The 23,450-nt window shown below is 69.3% G+C and carries 20 protein-coding genes and 1 pseudogene; 9 read left to right on the top strand and 12 right to left on the bottom strand.

Translation table 11 applies throughout. The features are described from left to right. The first annotated feature begins 13 nt into the window (after positions 1–13). Together K4L06_RS00605 and K4L06_RS00600 are read left to right on the top strand one after the other, a co-directional pair. A complete protein-coding gene (locus K4L06_RS00605; RefSeq protein ID WP_221669543.1) occupies positions 14–4,204 on the top strand; it encodes an RHS repeat-associated core domain-containing protein in 4,191 nt (1,396 codons plus the stop codon). Between the two features lie 5 nt (positions 4,205–4,209). After that, positions 4,210–4,491 carry a hypothetical protein gene (locus K4L06_RS00600; RefSeq protein WP_221669542.1) on the top strand — a complete coding sequence of 94 codons (282 nt, stop codon included), beginning with the start codon at positions 4,210–4,212 and terminating at the stop codon, positions 4,489–4,491. A 516-nt stretch (positions 4,492–5,007) separates the two neighbouring features. Here the strand turns inward: K4L06_RS00600 and K4L06_RS00595 are convergent. Then, entirely contained in the window at positions 5,008–5,922 is a 915-nt protein-coding gene (locus K4L06_RS00595) for a hypothetical protein (RefSeq protein ID WP_221669541.1), read from the bottom strand. A gap of 338 nt (positions 5,923–6,260) precedes the next feature. Here K4L06_RS00595 and K4L06_RS00590 point away from each other — a divergent pair, with 338 nt between their 5' ends. Genes K4L06_RS00590 through K4L06_RS00580 form a run of 3 tightly spaced genes read left to right on the top strand, consistent with a single transcriptional unit; the run spans position 6,261 to position 9,560 of the window. Further along, on the top strand, positions 6,261–7,418 hold the full coding sequence (locus K4L06_RS00590; RefSeq protein WP_221669540.1) for an ATP-grasp domain-containing protein: 1,158 nt from the start codon (positions 6,261–6,263) through the stop codon (positions 7,416–7,418). Next, a complete protein-coding gene (locus K4L06_RS00585) occupies positions 7,415–8,533 on the top strand; it encodes a hypothetical protein (RefSeq protein WP_221669539.1) in 1,119 nt (372 codons plus the stop codon). The genes K4L06_RS00590 and K4L06_RS00585 overlap by 4 nt, the downstream gene beginning before the upstream one ends. Before the next feature lie 16 nt (positions 8,534–8,549). Beyond that, positions 8,550–9,560, top strand: a complete 1,011-nt coding sequence (locus K4L06_RS00580; protein WP_221669538.1) for a Rieske 2Fe-2S domain-containing protein — start codon at positions 8,550–8,552, stop codon at positions 9,558–9,560. Between the two features lie 13 nt (positions 9,561–9,573). On the opposite strand, the gene K4L06_RS00575 is transcribed toward K4L06_RS00580, so the two are convergent. The 3 genes from K4L06_RS00575 to K4L06_RS00565 all read right to left on the bottom strand — a co-directional run bounded on the left by K4L06_RS00575 (position 9,574) and on the right by K4L06_RS00565 (position 13,431). After that, positions 9,574–11,400, bottom strand: coding sequence for a DUF4153 domain-containing protein (locus K4L06_RS00575; protein WP_221669537.1), 1,827 nt, complete (start codon positions 11,398–11,400; stop codon positions 9,574–9,576). A gap of 301 nt (positions 11,401–11,701) precedes the next feature. Continuing rightward, a complete protein-coding gene (locus tag K4L06_RS00570; RefSeq protein ID WP_221669536.1) occupies positions 11,702–12,820 on the bottom strand; it encodes a hypothetical protein in 1,119 nt (372 codons plus the stop codon). Next, positions 12,817–13,431, bottom strand: coding sequence for a DNA-3-methyladenine glycosylase I (locus K4L06_RS00565; RefSeq protein WP_221669535.1), 615 nt, complete (start codon positions 13,429–13,431; stop codon positions 12,817–12,819). Before K4L06_RS00565 ends, K4L06_RS00570 begins: the two co-directional genes overlap by 4 nt. A 194-nt stretch (positions 13,432–13,625) precedes the next feature. Between K4L06_RS00565 and K4L06_RS00560 the strand changes: the two genes are divergently transcribed. The 4 genes and pseudogenes from K4L06_RS00560 to K4L06_RS00545 all read left to right on the top strand — a co-directional run. Further along, a complete protein-coding gene (locus tag K4L06_RS00560) occupies positions 13,626–14,192 on the top strand; it encodes a YqgE/AlgH family protein (protein ID WP_221669534.1) in 567 nt (188 codons plus the stop codon). Further along, on the top strand, positions 14,189–14,668 hold the full coding sequence (ruvX, locus tag K4L06_RS00555; protein ID WP_221669533.1) for a Holliday junction resolvase RuvX: 480 nt from the start codon (positions 14,189–14,191) through the stop codon (positions 14,666–14,668). Before K4L06_RS00560 ends, ruvX begins: the two co-directional genes overlap by 4 nt. Next, entirely contained in the window at positions 14,665–15,600 is a 936-nt protein-coding gene (locus tag K4L06_RS00550) for an aspartate carbamoyltransferase catalytic subunit (protein ID WP_221669532.1), read from the top strand. Before ruvX ends, K4L06_RS00550 begins: the two co-directional genes overlap by 4 nt. A gap of 75 nt (positions 15,601–15,675) precedes the next feature. After that, a pseudogene (locus K4L06_RS00545) lies at positions 15,676–15,885 on the top strand (alkylphosphonate utilization protein); the annotation flags it as partial. A 229-nt stretch (positions 15,886–16,114) separates the two neighbouring features. On the opposite strand, the gene K4L06_RS00540 reads toward K4L06_RS00545, so the two are convergent. The 8 genes from K4L06_RS00540 to rapZ form a co-directional block, all read right to left on the bottom strand. Next, entirely contained in the window at positions 16,115–16,843 is a 729-nt protein-coding gene (locus K4L06_RS00540) for an alpha/beta hydrolase-fold protein (protein WP_221669531.1), read from the bottom strand. A 538-nt stretch (positions 16,844–17,381) separates the two neighbouring features. Further along, complete coding sequence (mgtE, locus tag K4L06_RS00535; protein ID WP_221669530.1) at positions 17,382–18,743, bottom strand: magnesium transporter; 1,362 nt, start codon at positions 18,741–18,743, stop codon at positions 17,382–17,384. 147 nt (positions 18,744–18,890) lie between these two features. Beyond that, on the bottom strand, positions 18,891–20,600 hold the full coding sequence (ptsP, locus tag K4L06_RS00530) for a phosphoenolpyruvate--protein phosphotransferase (protein WP_221669529.1): 1,710 nt from the start codon (positions 20,598–20,600) through the stop codon (positions 18,891–18,893). Between the two features lie 11 nt (positions 20,601–20,611). Further along, positions 20,612–20,881: an HPr family phosphocarrier protein gene (locus K4L06_RS00525; protein ID WP_221669528.1), complete on the bottom strand. Its 270-nt coding sequence runs from the start codon at positions 20,879–20,881 to the stop codon at positions 20,612–20,614. A 104-nt stretch (positions 20,882–20,985) separates the two neighbouring features. After that, positions 20,986–21,378 carry a PTS sugar transporter subunit IIA gene (locus K4L06_RS00520; RefSeq protein WP_221669527.1) on the bottom strand — a complete coding sequence of 131 codons (393 nt, stop codon included), beginning with the start codon at positions 21,376–21,378 and terminating at the stop codon, positions 20,986–20,988. Positions 21,379–21,580: 202 nt separating this feature from the next. Beyond that, positions 21,581–21,925 (bottom strand): hypothetical protein, encoded by a 345-nt coding sequence (locus tag K4L06_RS00515; protein WP_221669526.1) that lies wholly within the window; start codon positions 21,923–21,925, stop codon positions 21,581–21,583. A 96-nt stretch (positions 21,926–22,021) separates the two neighbouring features. Further along, a complete protein-coding gene (locus K4L06_RS00510) occupies positions 22,022–22,381 on the bottom strand; it encodes an EF-hand domain-containing protein (RefSeq protein WP_255594883.1) in 360 nt (119 codons plus the stop codon). 178 nt (positions 22,382–22,559) lie between these two features. After that, positions 22,560–23,426 (bottom strand): RNase adapter RapZ, encoded by an 867-nt coding sequence (rapZ, locus tag K4L06_RS00505; RefSeq protein ID WP_255595442.1) that lies wholly within the window; start codon positions 23,424–23,426, stop codon positions 22,560–22,562. Positions 23,427–23,450: the final 24 nt, after the last annotated feature.

Raw genomic sequence — 23,450 nt, 5'->3', positions numbered from 1 at the left:
GGGAGCTCGCTACATGAGCTCCACGAACGTGCGTGTAGACGGAGCCTGTGCGACCTACGAGGACGCCCGTCAGGCTTGCCTGAGCTTTCTGGCTTCGATGAATCAGCAATCCGGCTGCATGGCGGGGTCGGGGTATTACACCGCGGGCTGGTTCCGCAGCAGCGAAACTGATGCCCAAGGCAGCTGGATCTGGTATTACGGCGGTTTCCATTCCCCTCCCGTGATCGAAGCAAAGCCTGCAGAGAACGCGGGTCCCCCAGCGTGCCCCGATCAGTGTCATGGCGATCCGATAAACGTCGGCACGGGAAACAAGTTCGAGTCGCGGACCGAGTACTCCGGCGAGGGCGCGTTTCCGCTGACGTTCAAGTGGACCTACAACAGCTTCAGCGCTCCCGACGTGCTTCGGACGGAAGCAAAGACGCTCGGGCGCAACCGCACTCACAGCTATTCTTCGTCGATCGTCCACTATCGGACCGTGGGGATGGCATATGTTGCGCGTCCCGACGGAAAGGTCGTCCGTTTTGCCGATATCAACGGGGTCTGGACCGCCGATGCGGACGTCAATGGACGGCTGACGCGAACGGTCGTCGCGGGGGCGACCACCGGGTGGGAGTACGACGATGGCAAAGGAATGCACGATTTTTTTGACGCCCAAGGGCGTCTGATTCGCATTGTCGATCCTTCGGGGTTCGCACAGGACCTCAGCTATTCAGCCAGTACTGGGCTGTTGGAGCGTGTGACCGACGTCCAGGGCCGAACGATCGAATTCGTTTACAACACGGCCAAGTTGATCGCGCGGTTGAATCTTCCAGATGGTTATCTTGCGTTCGACTATTCGCCTGCGGGCGATCTGAGCAGGGTCGAGTACGCCGACGGCAGCTTTGTCGGGTACCTGTACAACGAGGCGGGTTTGGTGGCGAGCGGAGCGGCGCCGGGCTTGCTGACGGGCGTCGTGGACGAGGCGCAGAGCCGATACGCCTCCACCACTTACGACGCGAAATCCAGGGCCACTAGCACATACCTGGGAAGCGGTGCTGACCTGCATACGGTGGCTTACGGCTTGAACGGCGATGTCGTTCAACAGGCGGTCATGGGCATGCCTGGTGGTAGTACCTACACGATGGGCATCGAAGTGCGCGGTGGCGTCGCGCTGCCGATGTCGCGAACCACGACTTGTTCGGACTGTGTTCCGACGCCGAAGCAGTACACCTACGCCGCGGATGGGCGTCCCGATGTAGTCACGACGGCCGGGGTGCAAGCCGACTACGACTATAGCTCTCGCGGACAACTGGTAAGGCGCATTGATGCGGCCAATGATGCGAGTGGCACTCGCCGTTTGGTCGAAATCGATTGGCACCCACAGTTTGTGTCAAAACCCATCGAGCGCCGCACCTTCGACAACGCCAACGCCCTGGTCGCCAAGTCCAAGTGGAGCTACAACACCCGCGGCCAGCGCCTGACCTCGACCCAGATCGACCCGGCCACCAATGCCGAGCGCACCACCACGACCAGCTACTGCGAGGCAGCGGACGTAACTGCGGGGACCTGCCCCATCGTCGGCCTGCTCAAGTCGGTCGACGGCCCGCGCAGCGACGTGGCCGATGTTGTCAGCTATACCTACTACGCCAGCGACGATCCGGTCTGCGCCACGGTGCCGGCGACCTGCGCCTACCGCAAGGGCGACCTGTGGAAGGTCGTCGACGCGCTCGGCCATACGACTGAGTACCTGCGCTACGACACCGCCGGTCGACTGCTGTCGAGCAAAGACGCCAACGGCGTGGTCACCGACCTGGAGTACTACCCGCGCGGCTGGCTCAAGGCCAGCAAGGTGCGCGGCGCCAATGCGGCATCCGAAACCGATGACGTCATCACCCGCTACGAGTACGACCTGATCGGCCAGGTCAAGAAGGTGGTCCAGCCCGACGGCGCCTTCGTCCGCTACGACTACGACGCGGCGCACCGGCTGAGCGACGTCTACGACAACGCCGGCAACCGCATCCATTACACCGTCGATGCCGCCGGCAACCGCACTCAGGAAGATACACGCGACGCCAACGGCGCGCTCAAGCGCACCCTGTCGCGGATCTACAACCAGCTCGGTCAGCTCAAGACCGCCAAGACCGCGGACGGACACCCGACCGCGTTCACCTACGACGCGGCCGGCAACGGCGATCTGACTACCGACGCGCTGAACCGCAAGACCGACAACGACTACGACCCGCTGAACCGCCTAGCCAAGACCCTGCAGGACGTCGGCGGCATCAACGCCAAGATCGAGTACCAGTACGACGCCCTCGATCGCCTGACCCAGGTCAACGACCCGAAGGGCCTGAATACGACCTACGGTTACAACGGCTTCGGCGACCAGGTCCAGCTGTCGAGCCCGGACACCGGCGTCACTACCCGCACCTTCAATGCCGCCGGCCAGGTGGCGACCAAGCAGGACGCCAACGACGCTAATCCGCACACCTATACCTACGATGCGCTGGGCCGGCCGAAGACCGTGTCCTATGGCAGCGGTGCGAACGACGTCGAGTACGACTACGACACGGTCAACGCGGCCTGCACGACCGGCGAAACCTTCGCCGTCGGCCGGGTCACCGCGATGCGCACCGAAGGCACCGAGCTGAAGTACTGCTACGACCGCTTCGGCCGGGTGGTGCGCAAGGTCCAGTCGGTCGACGCCCAGTCCTTCACCCTGCGCTATGCCTACACCCTGGCCGGCGAACTGAGCGCGCTGACCTACCCGGATGGCGCGGTCGCCGACTACGTGCGCGACGCCCAGGGCCGCATCGTCGAGATCGGCGTGACCGCGGCCGGCGGCGTGCGCAGCGTGCTGCTGAACAACGTCGGTTACCTGCCGTTCGGCCCGGCCACCGGCTGGACCTACGGCAACGGCCGCAGCCTGAGCCGGACTTACGACCTCGACTACCGCGCCAAGACTATCTTCGATCCTGCCGCCGGCGGCCTGTCGTTGGCTTATGGCTACAACGAAGTAGGGGAGCTAACCGAGCTTAAGGACGGCCTGCAGAGCGCCTTCCTGGCCAAGTACGACTACGACGCCTTGGGGCGGCTGAAGATCACCCGCGACGGCCCCACCGGCACGCCGCTGGAGACCTACGGCTACGACGCCACCGGCAATCGGACCAGCTTGCTACGCGCGGGCACGGCGACGACCTACAGCTACCCGGCCACCAGCCATCGCCTGACCGATGTGGGCGGCATCGCCCGCGGCTACGACGCGGTCGGCAACACCACCAGTATTGGTGGTGCGGCTAAGGAGTTCGTCTACAACGCCAACGACCGCATGAGTCAGGTCAAGTTGGGTGGCGTGGTGAGCCGTAGCTATCGCTACAACGCCAAGGGCGAACGTGTCGCAGCGACCAATGGTGTCGGCGGCTCGGTTGCGGTCTACACGCTGTACGACGAAGCCGGACATTGGGTGGGCGACTACGCTTCCGATGGAATGCCCAATCAGCAGGCTGTGTGGTTCAGCGGATCACTCGTCGGCATTATTATCAGTGCAGGCACCGCTCAAAATCTGGATTACGTCCAATCCGATCATCTTGGTACTCCACGTGCGGTAATCGATGCGAATCGCAATGTTGTCATTTGGTCTTGGGGCGCCAAAGGGGAGGCGTTCGGTAATGACACTCCGAATCAAGATCCGGATCAAGATGGCGCTATGTTTGCGTTCGATCTGCGCTTTCCGGGGCAAAAATATGATGCCGCTGCTGCACTAAATTACAACTATTTTCGGGATTACGATGCGGCATTGGGGAGATATGTTCAGAGCGACCCGGTTGGATTGTTGGGGGGCGTCAGTACATTTGTATACGTCGGGGGAAATCCGCTGGCCTGGGTTGATTCGCTGGGTCTTGCTAAGGACAAGACCGAAATGCGTTGGTCATATTGTTCTGCAGAGCAGGAGTTGCAATGCCAGCGTCGCTGCGCGCCACGCAAGTTAATTTCATGTCGCGTTAGGGCCATTAAGGCAACAAGTATTGTCGGCGGAACTCCCGTTAAGGGCTGGGTTAATAAGGAGTTGAGTTGCAACTGTGAAGAACCATGTAGTGGGGGGGCGTGCCCGGTTGATGTCAATGCGGGAAGCGAAGATGTGTGGAACAACATAGGGAAGGCGGGGGCTGCCGCTTGTGGTCTGCTCATCCTTATTGGATTATCTGCACTTGGTTTTGCGAGCTGATTCTCATGAATGAAGCGATCCATGCTTTTGGTCGTGCCTCGTTGAAGGTCGGCTGTATCTATTTCCTTGTAACATTTGTTGACGCGGAAATGACGGTTCCAGTCGTTCAAACTTTGCGGTATCTGGAGAAGAAAGAGGCTTCGGGACAAGGGGTGGTAGCGCTGTTCAATGAGCTCAGTGCAGAGGATGAGCCTCTTTTTTTTGTAAGAGAAGAAGATGTGGCTCACATGGTTCTCGATGAGCAGCAACTCATATCGACTCTCGAGCGAAGCTTCTACCGTAGTTAGACATTGCTCGGAGAGCAGCGCGGGATGGACATTTCGGGCGCGCGGTAGGATTGGTTCAAGTGCCGCGTGGTTGATATGGCAGTGTTTGCTTTTCAGTCGGTATCCCGCTGGCCCAGGATGCTCAGCGCCCGATCCGCGCAGCCAACCAGCGACGTCGTTCAAGCGAGCTTGCGTGCCGGGAGGAAGAGCCTCCGCTTGCAGTTGACGCACCACCCGCCCAGAGGCCACGGACGGCCTATGAAGCTCTTCTTGTAGTGGCCGACATGCTGGTCGCAATGAGGGCAGCGCGCCATGGCGCATAGCATGCCTATCAGGTGCAGGGCGACTGCACTGATCAAGATCCAAGCCGGACTGCGGGTAAAGCAAATTGCGCCGAAGCAGAGAAAGCAGGTCCAGTAGAAGATCCGTACGATTCTGTACTTACTCCACGCCTGTTTGCTTGGATCGGTTCCGGTATTCATGCGGGCATTGTAGCCAGCGCAGACTCGTGCCTTAGCGAACTATCTTCAGCTTCGATCAGAACCTGATCCGCGCATCAAACCGGACTCCCCCCGTCGCATCCCCGGTCCGCGCATCCATCCGCCCGAATCCGCCCAGGCTCCAGGACACGCCGCCCTGGTCGAAGCGCAGGCCGGTGCCGCCGTTGACGCTCTGTAGTCCGTCGTGGTCGAAGTTGAGGCTGCCCTGGGCGTAGGCGTCGAGGGCGTCGTCGACTTCGTGGGTCAGCGTGGCGTTGACGTTGGCGTTGCGCAGGCCGTTGGGGTCGAAGTTGACCGCGGCGCTGAGGTCGAAGGCGTTGACCGTGCCCAGGTCGAAGTGGGCGGCGGCGTTGAGGCCCAGGCCGGGCGTGGCGCCGTTGCCGAAGGGGCCGGCGGTGAAGCCGAAGCGCGCCGAGTCGAAGGCGTCGGCGATGCCGATGTGGCCTTGCACGGTCGCCGTGCCCGGGGCCGGGGCGTAGGTCGCGGACAGGGCGCCGGTGATGTTGCCGTCGTAGGTCAGGCCGACTTCCAGGCCGATGGCGTTGATGTCGGCGTTGGCGATGTCGGCCGGGTCGAAACCGGTGATGGCGAAGCTCGGCGAGAAGGCGTTGAATTCTTCGACCGCCGGCGCGGCCGGCAGGCTCTGCGCGACTTCGGCGTAGTTGGCCGGGGTCGATACCACGCCGCCCAGCGCGTTCAAGGACGAGAAATCCAGGGCGGGTGCGTCGACGGTCATGGCGTTGAGCTGCGACAGCGCACTGACTGCGATGCTGAGGTCGACCGGTGCGGCTTCGACCAGCGAGGGCGTGGGGACCCCGCCGAGCGCGGAGATGGCCTCGGCCAGCTGCGACTCGGCGACTTCGTTGGCGGCCTGGCTGTGTTGCGCCGAACTTGCCGAGCTGGCCGAGTCTCGCGATGAAGCGCCCGATACGCCGGAACTTGCGTCTGCCATGAGCGGTTCCTCCCTGGATGAGTCCGGCTTTGCGCCGGCCTTGCCTCGTATGAAAACGTTTTTAGTCGATTTTCAGACTACGCTCTGAAGGGGGCAGCGGGTATCTGGGGCCGACCCTAGGCGCAGCGGGCCAATCCGGCCATGCCGAGCGAGCCGTCGCGGACGGAGCGGGGCGTCGGTCCGGTTTCGCCACGGCGGTCGCGGCCGCATCCGCACCGGGCCGCAGTCCGCACCCGCGTTCCCATTTCCGTCGCCCTGTTGCCTAATGCACCTGCCGCGCGGGATGCCGGCGATGAGGCGATAGCGAACCACCGGCGCCGTGCCGGCCGGGATGGACGATGGCGAATGTATTGATCCTGGGGCCGCGCGCTCCGGCGGCTCTGGAACTGGCGCGCAGCTTCGCCCATGCGGCGTGGACGGTGCATGTCGCCGACAGCGTGTCGTGCCGGCTCGGGGCGTGGTCGAGCGCGGTGTTCCGGGCGCACCGGTTGCCGTCGCCGCGCACGGACGCGGCCGGTTTCGTCGCCGCGCTGTCGCGCATCGCCGCGGCCGAACGCATCGACCTGATCGTGCCGACCTGCGAGGAGGTGTTCACCGTCTCGCGTTACCGTCAGGCGTTGCCGCGCTCGGTGCGGGTGCTCGCCGAGGACTTCGAAACCCTGCGCGCCTTGCACAGCAAACGGCGGTTTCTCGAGCTGGCGCGGGACTGCGGCGCGCGCGTGCCGGACAGCGTCGCGGTGACGAGCCTGGAGCAGGCGCGCGAGTGGGCCGGCGACCGGCCGCTGGTGCTCAAGCCGGAGTATTCGCGCTTCGGCGTGCATGTGCGTCTGCACCCGGATGGGTTGCCGGCCGATGCCGCGCCGCTGGGGCTGGGCCAGACCTGGGTCGCGCAGCGTTTCCACGCCGGCACCGAGCTGTGTTCTTACGGCATCGCCGATCGCGGCCGGTTGCTGGCGCACGCGGTGTACCGGCCGGCCTACCGGCTGGCGCGCAGTTCCAGCTTCTATTTCGATCCGCAGCCGACCCCGGCGATCCGCGAGTTCGTCGCGCGCTTCGTCGCCAGGCTCGGTTTCAGCGGTCAGATTTCCTTCGATTGGATCCTCGGCGAGGACGGCGTGCCGACCGTGCTGGAATGCAATCCGCGCGCGATCAGCGGCGTGCACCTGTTCGCGCCCGACGCGCCCTTGCCGGCGGCCCTGATGGGCGCGGACATGGCCTGCATCGACGCGGGCGCGGGTCGGGCGCGGATGATCGCGCCGATCATGCTCGGCCCGGGCCTGGTCCAGGCCCTGCGCGACGGCCGCGGCGCGCAATGGCGGTGCGACTGGGCGCGCGCCGAGGACGTGCTGTCGCCGTCGGGCGATCGCGCGCCGACCTGGGGCGCGCTGGTCGACGTGGCGGCCTATGCCGGCGTCGCGCTGCGCCGAGGCTGCAGCCTGCGCGAGGCGGCGACGCGCGATATCGAATGGGACGGCGAGGATCTGCCCGAGCTATGAACGGGGCGACGACGACGGCGACGGCGATCGAGGCGTTCAACCGCGCGTCGGCGGCGTTCGCCCGACTGCATGTCGGCCGCGATCCGCAGCGCTATGTCGCCAACCTCGCCACTCGGGTCGAGATGCTGGATGCAGGCGAACTGAGCCTGCCGGTGACGATCAACGAAGACGAACCGGACAATGCCTGGGTCTGTTCGCCGCGCACCGCTTACGCCGATTACGCCGCCGAGGAGGCGATCCGTTACGCGCCGCCGTGGGCCGCGCCGCTGCTGCGCGCCCTGGGGCGGTTCGGCGCGGGTCGGCTGCAGCGGGCGCGGATCGACCGCGCGGTCGCGATCAACAACTGGCTGCTGTCGACCAATCTGTATCCGCCGCTGGCGGCGACGCCGCTGCGACAACTGCTCGACGTCGCGCGCCAGCGCTGGCCGCAGCATGCGCTGTGGCTGCGCTCGCTCAACGAGTGCGAGCACGGCGACTGGCTGGCGCAACTGCAAGCGCTGGGCTTCGAACTGATCGGCAGCCGCCAGGTGTATCTGTACCGCGACGTCGCTAGCCTGGCGCGGCGGCGCCACAACCTGGCGATGGACTTGCGCCTGGCGGCCAAGCATCCGGGACGCGCCGGCAACGGCGAGATCGGCGAGGCCGACTACGAACGCATCGCCTACTTGTACCGGCGCCTGTACCTGGACAAGTATTCGGCCTGCAATCCGCACTATCGCGCCGAGTTCATGCGCCAATGGCACCGCCAGGGACTGCTGCATTTCGACGGCTTCCGCGACCGGGACGGGCAACTGCTGTGCGTGGCCGGGCAGTTCCGCCTCGGCGGCTGCCTGACCACCCCCATCGTCGGCTACGACACCGGCCGGCCGCAGCGCGAGGGGCTGTATCGGCTGGCCACCGCCTGCACCTTCGAGCACGCGCTGCGCAGCGGCGAGACGATCAACTTCAGCGCCGGCGCGGCGCACTTCAAGCGCCTGCGCGGCGGCGAGCCGGCGATCGAATACAGCGCGGTGTATGCGCGGCACCTGCCGCGCGCGACCCGGCGCGCGATCGCCTTCCTGGCCGCGGCGACGCAGCACGTCGGCGTGCCGATCATGCGTCGGTTCGCGCTGTGAGCGGCGAGGGCGCGCGATGAGCGACTGGCACCCCAGCCATGCCTCGCGCTGGTTCGCCGCGCTGTGCGCCGAGCGGTTGCGGCGCACGCCGGTCGCGGTGCGCTTGCTCGACCGGCCGGTGGTGCTGGCGCGCACCGGCGATGGCCAGGCCTTCGCCCTGGAAGACCGCTGCCCGCACCGGCACGCGCCGTTGTCGGCCGGTTGCGCGACCGGCGACGGGCTGGTCTGCCCGTACCACGGCTGGCGCTTCGACCGCGACGGCCGCCTGTGCGAGATCCCCGGCCTGTCGCCCGATGCCGCGTTGCCGTCGGTGCGCGTGCGCCGCATCGCCGTGCGCGAGCACGACGGCCTGATCTGGCTGCGCCTGGACGGCCGCGACGAGGGCGAGCTGGCGCCGTTGGTGCGCGAGTTCGGCCCGGGTTCGCGGCGCTTCCTGTGGCAGACCCGCTGGCCGGCGCACGTGGTCGATGCGGTCGAAAACTTCCTCGACCCGTTGCATACGCATTGGATCCATCCCGGCCTGGTCCGGCGCGGCGGCGCGCGCAGCGAGGTGCTGGCGCGGTTCGCACCGAACGCGGACGGGTTCGAGGTGAGCTATCGCGGGCAGGCGCAGCAATCGGGCCTGTTGTACCGGCTGTTCGAGTCGCCGCGCGACAGCGAACGCGCCCGCTTCGACGCGCCCGGCAGCGCGCAGATCGAATACCGCTACCGCAACGGCGGCACGGTGCGGATCAGCCTGCATTTCAGCCCGGAAAGCGCGGCGTCCACGGCGGTGTTCGCCAGCCTGCACGTCGAGAACCGCTGGGCGCCGGCCTGGCTGGTGCGGCGGCTGGTGTGGCCGTTGCTGAAACGGGTCAACGACCAGGACGCGCGCATGCTCGGTTTGCAGTCGGCCAATCTGCGCCGCTTTCCCGGCGTGCGCGGCGCCTCGACCGAACTCGACCTGGTGCGGCCCTGGGTCGAAGCGTTCTGGAACGACGGCGCGGCGCCGCCGGCGGCGCCGCGCGAGGTGCGGATGCGGTTGTGATCGCGCCGCGGGTTCAGCGGCGCGGAGCGTCCCGCAAACGCTGCAGCGCGGCCGGATCGACCGGTTCGCTGCGCTGGGGCGAGGTGTCTTCGTTCAGCGAGAAAGGCTTGCCGTCGCCGAAGCGCAGTTCCGGCCAGCGCGGCGGCACCGCCTCGACCTTGCCGGCCCGCATCGCCGCCTCCAGCGCCTCGGTCCCGCGCTCGCGGGTGCCGATGAAGCTGCGCGCGGCCACGCCCCAGCGCCCGCCGTCGAGGGCGTAGAGGGTGCAGGTCGAGCCGTATTCCTCGATTTCGCACAGCAGGTATTCGCGCATGCCGTCGCGGTCCAGGTCCGGCGCCATCAGCACGCAGCGCGCGTCCTCGCGCAGGCAATCGGGCGCGGACAGCTCGCGCTCCAGCACCGCTTGCAGCCAGACCGGTTCGACCGGGTCGAGGCCGGGCGCGCGCGCGATCCGCTGCAAGGCGTTGGCGGCGGTGCGCGGCGCCTGTTCGCGCCGGTCCGCGGGGCTGTACCAGGGGCTGTCCGTCGCGATCGCCTCGGCGAGCGCATCGCGCGCGGCCGGGGTCGCGAACTTCGGCTCGCGACGCAGCGCGAGCAAGGCCTGGTAGCCGCGGCGGCCGCTGTGGAAGCGCAGATGCTTGAGGTCGAAATCGGCGACCGTGGCGCGGCCGTCGCGCAGGCGCGCGAGCTGGTCGCCGACGCTGAGCCGGTGCGGGTCCAGCAGCAACGAATTGGCCGCGACCGCCAGCGCCAGCGCGATCAGCGAAACGATCACGTTGACCCGGGCGATGCCGTGCAGCCAGCCGCGTCGCGGGCGCAGCACGGCCCAGGCGTAGCCGCAGGCGTAGGCGGCCAGCAGCACCGAGGCCAGCAGGGCCCAGAAGCGGTCGCCGGTCCAGCCGTACTGGACGATGCGCAGGCCGAGCGCATACAGGCCCAGTCCGGCGTAGACCGGCAGGCTCAGCAACGCGGCGTCGACCACCCGGCGCAGCGCGCGCGGATAGGGCGGCTCGCCGCTGCCGTCCTGGAACACGGCGTTGACGAACAGCACCAGCAGGGCGATCACGCACATCAGGATCAGCGTCGCCGCGCGCGTGCGCCACAGCGCCTCCAGGCCGGTGAACGGCAGGCTCAGCACGAACAGCACCGCGACCAGGGCCAGCAGCGGCAGCAGGCCCTTGAAGATCGCGAACAGCACCTGGCGCGCGATCTGCACCGGCTTTTGCTGGGTGCGGCCGACCAGCAGGCCGAGGCCGGCCATCAAGCCGCTGACCGGCCAGGCGAAGCCCGGTTGCACGAACAGCTCGGCGAACACGCCGATGCCGATCAGCTTGAACAACACCGCGCACAGGCCGAGCACGCCCCAGCAGATGGCGACGAAGACCCCGGTCAGGGCCAGGGTCAGCGCGTTCTGCCAGCCGTGCTCGAACAGCGCCTGGTACGGCGCGCACCAGCGCTGGTGTTCGATCCGGCATTGCAGATAAGGCAGGGCGATGAACCAGGCGATGGCCAGGCTGACCGCGAACGGCGCCAGCACCGATTCGGTCTCGATTTGCGGCGCGCCGGTGGCGCTCCAGGCGGCCCAGGCCCCCAGCGCGCCGACCAGCAGGCCCAGGCCGACGGTCTGCTGCCAGAAGCGCGCATCGCGCAGGCCTTGCACGCTCAGCAGCATCGCCGCGGGCACCGCCAGCAGCAATGCGTACAGGGCGATCGGCAGGCCGCTGCCGCCGAGCGCGGCGGCGTAGCGGCCGGTGAGGTACAAGGCCAGGCCTTGCAGCACGGCGACGGCGACGATGAACCAGCGGGTGGAGCGGGGCAGTGCTGCGGGAGACGGATGCATCCTGGATCCTGGCGGTGGCGCGGACGACGCACCGGTGCGCCGGCCTGGCGGCCGGTCGCGATGTCGTCCATGACGTGCGCGGCCATGGTAGATCAGTTCGGGCTGCGATCCTTGTTGTGTGGGGGCGGATGGGTTGGGGTGGAAGCTGGAGCAAGAGCAAATCCCCCCTGGCCCCCCTTTTTCAAAGGGGGGAACGGCGTGTGGTCTCTGGAGGGAAGGGGGGCTGCGGCGGGCGGCGTTGGTCGATCGCGATCGGGCTGGGATCGGCTGGCGCGAAGCGGGAGGGGGCCTGGCCGGGTTCCTATTCCCCGCCGCCCGCATCGACCTGTTCGATCGCCAGGTTCTCGCGCCAGCGCTGGGTGTCCAGCGGCCGCTCGGCGACGGCGTCGCCGGGGCGGGTCTGCACCCACAGCATGCAGCAGCCGGCATAGGACTTCAGGTAGCTGCTGCGGAACGCGATCACCGTCGCCGCGTAGCAGGCGCGCGGCGTGCGCACGCGGGCGGTCGCGGCGAAGTCGAAGCTGTAGTGGCCGGCGCCGTGCCAGGGCCAGACGTCGTCTTCGGCGGGCGTGCCCGGCGGCGCCGGGCAGCGCGCCTCGGCGGCGGGCAGGCGCTGGCTGCCGTCGCGATTCAGGCGCACCTCGGCCAGGGCGCGGTCGGCGGCGGCGGCGAAATCCGCATCGGCGTCGAGCGCCGCCTGTTCGGCATCGTCGCCGCGCGCCTCTGCGCCGGCCGGCAGCACCCGGTGGCGGTAGCGGTAGCGCAGCACCAGGGCCGGAACGGTCGCGCCCGCGGGCGGCGCCGGCGACATGGCGCGTTGCAGGGTCAGCGTATCGCGCCCGTACACACCGTCGCGGTAGGCGGCATAGCTGCGGCCGTCGATGCGCAGCCAGTACAGGGCCTGGTCGCCGCCGCGGCCGTTGATCGAAAAGCTCGCGCCGCGGTCGGCGTAGCCCGTCGCGGGATCGTTGCGCAGGGTCGAAACATAGCTATACAAGCCGGTGCCGCCGACGTACTGATCGACGATCAGGTCGCGATGGCCGTCCTGGTCCAGGTCCAGAAAGGTCAGGCCGGCGCCGCCGTTCTCCGATTCGATCGCGATCGCGCCGGTCTTCCAGGCGGCGAGGAACGCACGCCACTCCGCATCGGACAGTCCCAGCGGGCGCTTGCGTTCCAGCGCGCCGGCCTCGTCGTCCTGTTCGACCCGCAGTTCGATCCCGCTGCGGTCGGCGTAGCGCTCCAGCGCGCGATCGATCGGCATCGGCTCGTCGGCGGGCAGGGCGGCGATCTGCCCGGCCAGGCGTTCGAGCAGGCCGCGCGCATCGGCCGGCGGGGCGGCGAGTGTCGGGCCGGCGACGGCGGCTGCGGCCGCCCCGGCGGCGATCAGCGCAGCGGCGCGCATGCGCGGGCCGCGGCTCATTCGGCTGCGGTCCGGCGCGGGGTCTTGGCCGAGGCGACGGTGGCGCCGCCGGCCAGGCGCTCGGCGCGGCGCCAATACGGGCCGATGGCTTCGATGCGGCGATAAGCGGGGCAGCTGTCGCGGTGCGCGCCGGGCAGATAGCTCAGGCTCATCAGGAATTCGCCGGTGATCTCGCCGCCGGTGAAGCGGAAGCTGCGCTTGAACAGCTTGACCCAGCCGGCCTTGTCGCGCGGCCGGCCGTCGAGCAACTGGTGCGCGTCCAGCCACTGGGCGAAGCCGCCGTGGCTGGCGCGCAGGCCCTGCACCACCCCGGCGTTGTGGATCGCCGCGTCGACTTTGAGCCGGTTGCGGATGATGCCGGGGTCGTCGAGCAGGCGCAGGCGGTCGGCTTCGCCGTAGCCGGCGACGCGGTCGACGTCGAAACCGTGGTAGGCGCGGCGGAAGCCCTCGCGCTTGCGCAGGATGGTTTCCCAGCTCAGCCCGGCCTGGTTGATCTCCAGGATCAGGCGTTCGAACAGCTCGGCTTCGTCGCGCTGCGGGAAGCCGTACTCGTGATCGTGGTAGTGGCCGTGGACCGGATGGCCCGGGGCGATGTCGCAATAGCCCGACATGGAGACCTCGTGGGAGCTCGGGCCTGGATTGTGGTGTGCCGCGCAGGCGGAATCCAGGGCCGTACGGCGGGGTCCGCGCGGGGCGGCGGCCGGGTCGGCGCGGCGGGCGGCCCGCGGTCCGCCGCGGGCGCTGGATCGCCGAAACGTGCGCCGGCCAGCGCCGAATTCACGCCGGGCAGGCTAGAATGCGAGCCATGTCCGCCATGCCCACACCCCTCGCGAACCAGGTCCTGATCGCGCTGCCCGCGCTGGCCGACACCAATTTCTCGCGCAGCGTGGCCCTGATCTGCCAGCACGACACCGACGGCGCCATGGGCATCGTCGTCAACCGTCCGTCCGAGTACACCCTGGGCGAGGTGTTCGGCCAGATGGGCGTGGACGGCGGCGACGAGAAGCTGCGCGCGCAGATCGTCCTGGCCGGCGGCCCGGTGCATCCGGAGCGCGGCTTCGTCCTCCACGACGGCGGCACCCGCTGGGATTCGACCCTGGTGATCGGCAGCGACCTGTTCCTGACCACCTCGCGCGACATCCTCGAAGCGATGGCCAAGGGCGAGGGCCCGTCCAACGCGATCGTCGCCCTGGGCTGCGCCGGCTGGGGTTCGGGCCAGCTCGAACACGAAATCACCGAGAACGACTGGTTGACCGCGCCGGCCGACGCCGAACTGCTGTTCCGGCTGCCGCTGGACGCGCGCTGGCATGCCGCCGCCGGCCGCATCGGCGTCGATTTCGCCCACCTGGCCGACTACGCCGGGCACGCATGAGTTCGGCGGCGATTCGACGCGACGGCACCGTCCTGGGTTTCGATGTTGGCGCGCGACGCATCGGCGTCGCGGTGGCCAGTGCGTTCGGCCACGGCGCGCGCGCGCTGGCGGTGATCGACGTGCACGGCGTCGGTCCGGACTGGAACGCGATCGACCGCCTGCACAAGGAATGGCGCCCCGACGGCCTGATCGTCGGCGACCCGATGACCCTGGAGGGCGGCGACCAGCCGGCCCGCGCCCGCGCCCACGCCTTCGCCCGCCAGCTGCGCGCCCGCTACCGCCTGCCGGTGGTGCTGGTCGACGAACGCTCCAGCTCGATCGAAGCCGCGCACCGCTTCGCCGCCGACCGCGCCGAGGGCCGCAAGCGCCGCCGCGACGCCGAGGCGCTGGACGCGGTGGCCGCCGCGGTCATCGTCGAACGCTGGCTGGCCGCTCCCGACGACGCCACCGATATCGAACACGTTTCCAACGCATGAATACGACCGCTCACGATTCCCCCGGCTCGCGCCACCTGCTGAGCCTGGCCGACGCCACGCGCGAATCGCTGGAGGCGCTGCTGATCCGCGCCCAGGCCTTCGCCGAAGGCCACTACGACAGCCGCGCCCTGGCCGGCATCGCGGTCTGCACCCTGTTCTTCGAGCCCTCGACCAGGACCCGGCTGAGCTTCCAGTTGGCGGCCCAGCAGCTCGGCGCGCACGTGCTCAACTTCGACGCATCGACTTCGTCGACCAGCAAGGGCGAAACCGCGCTCGACACGCTCAAGAACATCGAGGCGATGGGCGTGCGCGGCTTCGTGGTCCGCCATCGCGAGGACGGCGCGGTCGCCGCGCTGGCGCGGCAGGCGCGCGCGGGCAGCTGCCTGGTCAACGCCGGCGACGGCCGCAGCGCGCACCCGACCCAGGGCCTGCTCGACATGCTGACCCTGCGCCAGGCCAAGGGCCGCGATTTCTCCCGCCTGCGCGTGGCGATGGTCGGCGACGTCAAGCATTCGCGCGTCGCCCGCTCCGACCTGCAGGCCTTGCGCGCGCTCGGCGCCGGCGAAATCCGGGTCTGCGGCCCGGCTTCGCTGCTGCCCGACGACGGCAGCCTGGACGGCTGCATCGTCACCGACGACCTCGACGCGGCGCTGGACGGCGTCGACGCGGCGATGATGCTGCGCCTGCAGCGCGAGCGGATGGAAGAAGGGCTGGTGTCCTCGCTCGAGGACTACCACCGCGACTACGGCCTGACCGCGGCCCGGCTCAAGCGCGCCGCCGCCGACGCGGTGGTCATGCATCCCGGCCCGATGAACCGCGGCGTGGAGATCACCGACGAGGTCGCCGACGGCCCGCAGTCGCTGATCCTGACCCAGGTCGCCAACGGCGTCGCCGTGCGCATGGCTGTGCTCGAAGCCCTGCTCAAGGGCTGAGCCGCGGCACAGGATTTCCGTCGCGGCCGCGCCTTGGCGCGGCCGCGGCGTTTTTGCCCGAAGGAGAACGCAATGATCGTGAAAGACAGCAACGGTACCGCACTGGCCGACGGCGACTCGGTGCTGGTGATCAAGGACCTCAAGGTCAAGGGCACCTCGGTGACGCTCAAGCGCGGCACCCTGTGCAAGAACATCCGCCTGACCGACGACGAAGAACTGATCGAGTGCAACGTCGACAAGGTCAAGGGCCTCGTGCTGCGCACCGAGTTCGTCAAGAAGGCCTGAAGGGCCGGGATTGGGGATTCGGGATTGGGGATTGGGGATTGGGGATTGGTCGAGCGTCAGCGCCGAGTGGTGGCGTTGCGCGGAATACGATCTGTCGAATCCGCTTTTGCCAATCCCGAATCCCTAGGGGCCGGGATTGGGGATTTGGGATTGGTTGAGCACTAGCGCCGAGTGGTGGCGTTGCGTCGCATGCGATCCGCCGGATCTGCTTTTTGCCAATCCCTAATCTCTAATCCCGTCGCTGCAACCACAGCCAGTCCCAGAACTCGGGCGTGGCGTAGGCGGGGTCCCAGGCGTTGTGGTCGGCGTCGGCGAATTCGGTGTAGCGGGCGCTGGAGCCTGCGCGATGCAGCGCTTCGACCATCTCGCGCGAGCGTTCCGGCCGCACGATGTCGTCGCGGGCGCCGTGGAAGATCCACAGCGGCGTCGAGGCCAGCCGCCGCGCCGCTTCGTCCAGCGTCGTCACCCCGCCGAGCGCGGCGATGCGGCGCGGATTCCAGCCGTGCGGCGGGTCGAAGCCGCCGCAGATCGGGGCGACCGCCGCGAACCGCTCGGGCCGCATCAGCGCCAGCTCGTAGCTCAGGAACCCGCCCATCGACAGGCCGGTCAGCAGGATGCGCTGCGGATCGGGATCGAACTCGGCCTGGGCATGGTCGAGGATCGCCAGCGCGGTGAACGCGTAATGGCCGGGGTCGTCGCGGTCGGCATGCATCTGCGGAAACACCACGAGCGCCGGGAAACTGTCCATGCGCGCGCGGATCACCGGACCCAGGCCGACCTCGAGCTGGCGCCGGTTGTCGTCGCCGCGCTCGCCGGAGCCGTGCAGGAACAGGATCAGCGGCGGCCGCTCGCCGCCGGCGCGGCGCGAGGGGACGAACACCTGATACCGATGCAGCGCGCCGTCGGCGAGCAGCAGTTCGCGTTCGAGGAAACAGCCGTGTTCGCGAAGATCGGGCATGGCGGCGGACTCGTGGGCGGCGGCGCCGAGCGCGTGGGTTCGCCGCCGCGGCGGGATGCGGGCTGCGAGCATCATCGGCGCGAGCGGCCGGCCAATCCAGGACCTGCGTCGCGGCCCGTGTCCGGCGACTGTCCGGGCTGGAGCCCAGGGTTGCGACGACGCCGGTCGATCCGACGGCGCCGGGGGGCGCGGTGGCGCGGTCGCGACTTGCGTCGCTCCTACCCTGGTACGTGGCCTTGGGGTAGGAGCGGCGCAAGCCGCGACCCATCGCAGCGATGTACGCAAGCGCGGCACCAAGACCAGCCATTTGGTGGGTCGCGGCTTACGCCGCTCCTACAAGGGCGGCGCGGCTTCTTGTAGGAGCGGCGTTAGCCGCGACCGCCGAAGCGGTGTGCGCGAGCGTCGGTCTCGAACGTACGAAGGCAGGCCAGTGCAGGCGCTTCGGCAGGGCCGGATCGGCGCGGCACCGTCCACCCGACAACGATGCGACAGCCTCAGCGCTGCCGCATCGACCGCGACCGCATCCAACGCTGCCGCATCAACGCAACAGAATCAGCGTCGCCAGCCCGAGGAAGCTGAGGAAGCCCATGACGTCGGTCAGGGTGGTCAGGATCACGCCGCCGGCCAGGGCCGGGTCGAAGCCCAGCCGCTTGAGGGTCAGCGGCACCAGCACGCCGCCGGCGGCGGCGGTCAGCAGGTTGATGGTCAGGGCGGTGCCGATCACCAGCGACAGGCCGGGCTGGCGGAACCACAGCAGCACGATCAGGCCCAGGCCGACGCCGAGGCAGAGGCCGTTGATCAGCGCGACCGACAGTTCCTTGCGCAGCAGGGTCCAGACGTTGGACGCGCCGATCTGGCCCAGGGCCAGGCCGCGGATCATCAGCGCCAGCACCTGGGTGCCGGCGTTGCCGCCCATGCCGGCGACGATCGGCATCAGTGCGGCCAGGGCGACCAGCTTGGCGATGGAGTCCTCGAACTGGCCGACCACGCTGGCGGCGAGGAAGGCGGTGCACAGGTTCACCGACAGCCAGATCAGGCGGCGCCGGAATGCGCGCCGCACCGGGCTGAACAGATCCTCGTCCTCGTCCAGGCCCGCCGCGCTCAGGGCCTGGTGCTCGGCCTCTTCGCGGATGATGTCGACCACGTCGTCGATGGTGATGCGGCCGAGCAGGATGTTGTTGTCGTCGACCACCGGCGCGCTGATCCAGTCGTGGTCGGAGAACTGCCGCGCGACCTCGCCGGCGGTCTCGCCGACGTCGATCGCCGGCTGCTCGTCGTCGACCAGCTTGTTGATCGCGGTGCCGGGCTCGTGGGTCAGCAGCGCGGCCAGGGCGATCCGGCCCAGGTACTGGTGGCGGCGGCTGACCACGTACAGGTGATCGGTGTGCTCGGGCAGCTCGCCGCGCAGGCGCAGGTAGCGCAGCACGACTTCGATGGTGGTGTCGGCGCGCACCGTCACCACGTCGGGGTTCATCAGGCGGCCGGCGGTGTCCTCGGGATAGGACAGCACCTGCTCCAGGCGCTCGCGGTTCTCGCGGTCCATCGACTTGAGCACTTCGTCGATGACCGTGTCGGGCAGATCCTCGACCAGGTCGGCGAGGTCGTCGATGTCGAGGTCTTCGACCGCGGCGACGATCTCGTCGGTGTCCATGTCCGCGAGCAGGCTTTCGCGCACCTCGTCGCCGACGTGGACCAGCACCTCGCCGTCGTCCTCGGGGTCGACCAGTCCCCACACCACCACGCGCTTGCCGGGCGGCAGCGACTCGAGCAGGTTGCCGATCTCGGCCGGCGAGAGGGTGTTGACCAGGCGCCGGACCGGGCCGAGGCGGCCGCTGTCGAGCGCATCGGACAGCAGGCGCAGCTGACGCGCGGTCTTGTCGTGGCGGACGGCTTCGGCCATGCGGTACTTCCTCGCAGGTGACGGACGCGGCCACGAAGCCGGCGAAAGTCAAACGTTCATGCGCGGATTATCGCCCCTCGTGCCGATAAAGCCCAGCCTTGAAGCCGGCCCGGAGCTCGCGTTCGCGCAGCCGGCCGGCGAACGCGCTCAGGCGTTCAGCCAGGCCTCGATGCCGGCGCGGTCGCGCGCGCGCATCAGCGCCGGCGCGCGCTTGCGCAGGCCGGCCAGGTCCAGGCCGCGGATCGCGCGGCGCACTTCCAGCAGGGTCGCCGGATGCAGGCTGAACTCTTCCAGCCCCAGCGCCAGCAGCAGCGGCGCGAAGGCCGCGTCGCCGGCCATTTCGCCGCATACCGCGACCGGCTTGCCGCGCGAACGGGCCAGCCGGATCACGTCGCGGATCACCCGCAGCACCGCCGGATGCAGCGGGGTGTACAGGTTGCCGAGCGCCTCGTTGTTGCGATCGACCGCGAGCAGGTACTGGACCAGGTCGTTGGTGCCGATCGACAGGAAGTCGACGTTGCCGATGAAGCCGGGCAGGGCGATCGCCGCGGCCGGCACTTCGATCATCGCGCCGAGCGGAATCTGCTCGGCGACCTCGTGGCCCTGCTTGCGCAGGTCGGCGGCGACCTTCTGCATCAGCCGGCGCACGGTGCGCATTTCCTCGGCGCAGCTGACCATCGGCACCAGCACCCGGGTCGGGCCGTAGCCGGAGGCGCGCAGGATCGCGCGCAGCTGGGTCTCGAGCAGGCCCTCGCGCGCCATCGACAGGCGCACGCCGCGCACGCCCAGGGCCGGGTTGGGCTCGTCGCGCAGGGCCAGGCCGGTCTTGTCGGCCTTGTCCGCGCCCAGGTCGAGGGTGCGGATGGTGACGGTGCGGCCGGTCATGCCCAGCACGACATCGCGATAGGCGCGGAACTGTTCGTCTTCGTCGGGCAGCTCGTTGCGCTGCAGGAACAGGAATTCGGTGCGGTACAGGCCGACCCCGGCCGCGCCCAGCGCATGCGCCTCGGCGACGTCGTCGCGCGATTCGGCGTTGGCGTAGAGCTTGATGTCGACCCCGTCGGTGGTGCGGGTAGGCTCGCGGCGCAGCCGGTGCAGTTGCTTGCGCTCGCGCGCCAGCTCGCGGGTCCGCGCGCGGTGCGCGCGCAGGTCGGCGGCGTCGGGCTCCAGGATCACCGCGCCGGTGCCGCCGTCGACCACCAGCGCATCGCCGTCGTTGATCTTGAGCAGCGCCTGGGCCGCGCCGACCACCAGCGGCAGGTGCAGGCTGCGGGCCAGGATCGCGCTGTGCGACAGCGCGCTGCCGGCCGCGGTCACGATCGCCATCACCCCTTGCGCCTGCAACTGGGCCAGTTCGGCCGGGGCGACGTTGTCGGTGACCAGGATCTCCCCGGCCACGCCGAGGGTGTCGTGGTCGCGCCGGTGCAGGGCGGCGTGGATGCGCCCGATCACCTGGTCGATGTCGTCGACGCGGCTGCGGAAGTAAGCGTCGTCCATCGCCTCGAACACCGAGGCGATGCGGTCGCGCTGCAGGCGCAGGGCGTAGTCGGCGGCGTAATGGCCGGTGCGGATCAGTTCGTCCAGGCCCTGCAGCAGTTCGGGATCGTCCAGCAGCAGGGTGTGCAGGTCGAGGAATTCGCCGACTTCGTGGGCCAGGGCGCCGTGCAGGCGCTCGCGCAGGGCGTGCATCTCCTGGCGCACGCTGTCGATCGCGGTGTGCAGCCGGCGCAGCTCGGCCTCGACCTGATCGTGGGCGATGCGCTCCTCGGCGACCTCCAGCGCATGCGGCAGGCGGACCCGGGCGCGACCGAGCGCGCTGCCTCGCGAGGCGCCGTGTCCCTGGAATTCCTGCCGCATCCCGCGCCTCCTCAGCTGTCTTCGTCGAAACGGCGTTCGAACAGGGCGATCACGGCGTCGGCCGCGTTGCTTTCGTCCTCGCCTTCGACCCGCAGCTTGACCGCGGTGCCCTGGCCGGCGGCCAGCAGCATCACGCCCATGATGCTCTTGGCGTTGACCTCGCGGCCCTTGGCGGTGAGCGTGGCGTTGCTGCGGAAGGCCGACAGCACCTGCACCAGCTTGGCGGTGGCTCGGGCGTGCAGACCGAGGCGATTGGAAACGGTGAGTTCGCGTTCGATCATGTCGGGGTCCTCAGGCAATGGTCAACGCGATTCGGGAAGCGGCGGCTGCGGCTGCGGCCGGTAACACCTGGATGGGAGAAGCGGAGTGCGATGGCGTCATGCGTTCAAGCGTCGTCCTGGATGACCCCGTTGCGGGCGCCGGCGGCGGCGACCACCGGCAGTTGGTCGAGTTCGAGTTCGGCGTAGTTCATCACCCGCAGCAGCATCGGCAGGTTCAGCGCCGCGACCCGCCGCACCGGCGTGCCCAGATGGGCCACGCGCGCGGCGAGGTTGCTCGGCGACGCGCCGTACAGATCGGTCAGCACCAGCACGCCGTCGCCGTCGTCGACCCGGCGCAGGGCGGCGCTGGCTTGCGGCAGCAGCGCGTCCAGGTCGGCGTCGAACGGCACTTCGAAGGCCTCGGTGCGCAGCGGCAGCGGATTGAGCAGACGGTTGGCCACCGCGACGAGCGCGCTGCCGATGCCGGTGTGAGTGATGAGAAGGACGCCTACGGACATGGCGTCAACTTAGCAGAGCGGGGTGACAGGCCGGAAGCGCCAAATGCGGCGAGCTGCGCCGAGTTGCGCCGAACCTCGGCCAAGCCCGCCGGGCCGTGGCCGGGTCGGCGCGCGGCCGGCCCGGGTACGCGGCGCCGGCAGGCGACGCAGCGCGGGCCGCGAGGCGGTCTTCGGCCGTCTCGCGGCGCGTCGGAAAAGCCGCTCAGGCGTTGGGCGGCGCGGACGGATCTTGCGCCGGCGGTGGCGGCGCGGCCGGGTCGGCCGGAGTCGGCACGGCCGGCGGGGTATCGCTGGGCGGCGCGTCGCTGGGCGGCATGTCGGCCGGCGGCGGCAGTTGCGCCGGTGCGGCGGCGTCACCCGAGGTCGCCGCCGCGTCGGCCGGTGCGGTCGGCGTCGCGACCGGTTCGGTGGTCGCCGGCGCGGTCTCCGCCGAGACCGCCGGAGGCTCGGGCTCGGGACGCTGGCAGGCGCTCAGGCCGGCGACGGCCAGCAGCGCGCCCAGCGCGACGCCGAGACGGTGTGGGTTGGCGAACGGGATCGAGGTCATCGGTGGCTCCTGGCGAGGGTGAGCCCTGGCGAGCTCGGTGAAGACGCCGCGCGGCCGGATCGGGCGCGCGGCTGCGATCGGCGCGCGCGGCTGCGCTTACTTGTCGCCGCTGCGCTGGCCGTGGCCGGCCTGGAATTCGGCGATCGACAGACTGCCGTCGCCGTCGAGGTCGCGGCTGGCGAAGTTCGCCGCCAGGCGCGCGTCCAGCGCGGCTTCGTCGCGGCTGATCTTGCCGTCGCCGTTGCCGTCGAGGTCGGCGAAGGCCGGCGGCACGGTGGTGTCGGCCGGCGGCGGTCGGCGCGCGTCGCCGCGCTGGTCGTTGACCGGCGGTTCGGTGCGTTGCATTTCGTGCGCCGGCGGCGTGCGCTCCTGGGCGACGGCGGCCGGGGCCAGGATCAGCGCGCTCAGGCTGAGCAGCAGCGGCGCGCAGCGGCGGATCGTAAGAAGGGCGTTCATGTCGCGGCTCCGTAGCGGGACGGATGCGCCGGCGCGGTGCTCCGGCACGACTCGACGCTACGTGCGCGCGTGCAAGCGCTGCGCCACAAAGACGCGAAAATTTCGTGAGCGCGCGACGCCGTTCCGGGCTCTGGCTCAGAACGCGTTCAGTCCGGCGCAACGCGGCGCCGGCCGCGGTTCAGTCGAGCTCGCGGTGATGCACGGCCACTTCGTTCCAGCCGCGCAAGCGCGCGTGCTCGGCCATGCGTTCGGCCAGGTACACCGAGCGATGGCGGCCGCCGGTGCAACCGAAGGCGATGGTGGCGTAGCTGCGGGTGCTGTCGGCCTGCAGCCGCGGCAGCCAGGTGTCGAGGAACTGGCTGATCTGGGTGACGTAGAGGTTCACGTCCTCCTGCGCCTCCAGGTACTCGCGCACGCCGCCGTCGCGCCCGGACAGCGGCCGCAGGGCCGGATTCCAGTGCGGGTTGGGCAGGCCGCGGGCGTCGAACACGAAGTCGGCGTCGGCCGGCACGCCGCGCCGGTAGGCGAAGGATTCGAACAGCAGCGACATGCCGGCGTCGCTGCCGAGGCCGAACTCGGTGATGACGTGGCGGCGCAACTGGTGGATGTTGAACTCGCTGGTGTCGATCACCGTGTCGGCGATCTGGCGCAGCGGCTTGAGCACCTGGCGCTCGAGCGAGATCGCATCGGCCAGGGCCAGGCCGAACTGGCTCAGCGGGTGGCGCCGGCGGGTGTCGGCATAGCGCTTGAGCAGGACCGAGTCGCCGGATTCGAAGAACACCAGGCGCGGGTCGGCGCCGAGCGCGCCGACCGCCGACAGCCACTCGGGGATGTTGGCCAGGTCGCTGTGGCGGTTGCGCACGTCGATGCTGACCGCGAGCTTGGTCGGCATGTCGTCTTCGGCGCGGATCACGTTCTGCACGAACTGCGGCAGCAGCTCGGCCGGCAGGTTGTCGACGCAGTAGAAGCCCAGGTCCTCGAGCGTGTGCAGGGCCACCGACTTGCCCGAGCCGGACATGCCGCTGACGATGACCAGGGTGAACAGACTCGGCTCAGGCGCGCCGGCGAC

The sequence above is a fragment of the Lysobacter sp. BMK333-48F3 genome (genome assembly GCF_019733395.1).
GTDB lineage: Bacteria > Pseudomonadota > Gammaproteobacteria > Xanthomonadales > Xanthomonadaceae > Lysobacter.
The sequence above is the reverse complement of the archived record's forward strand: the minus strand, read 5'-3'. Positions and strand labels throughout refer to the sequence as shown.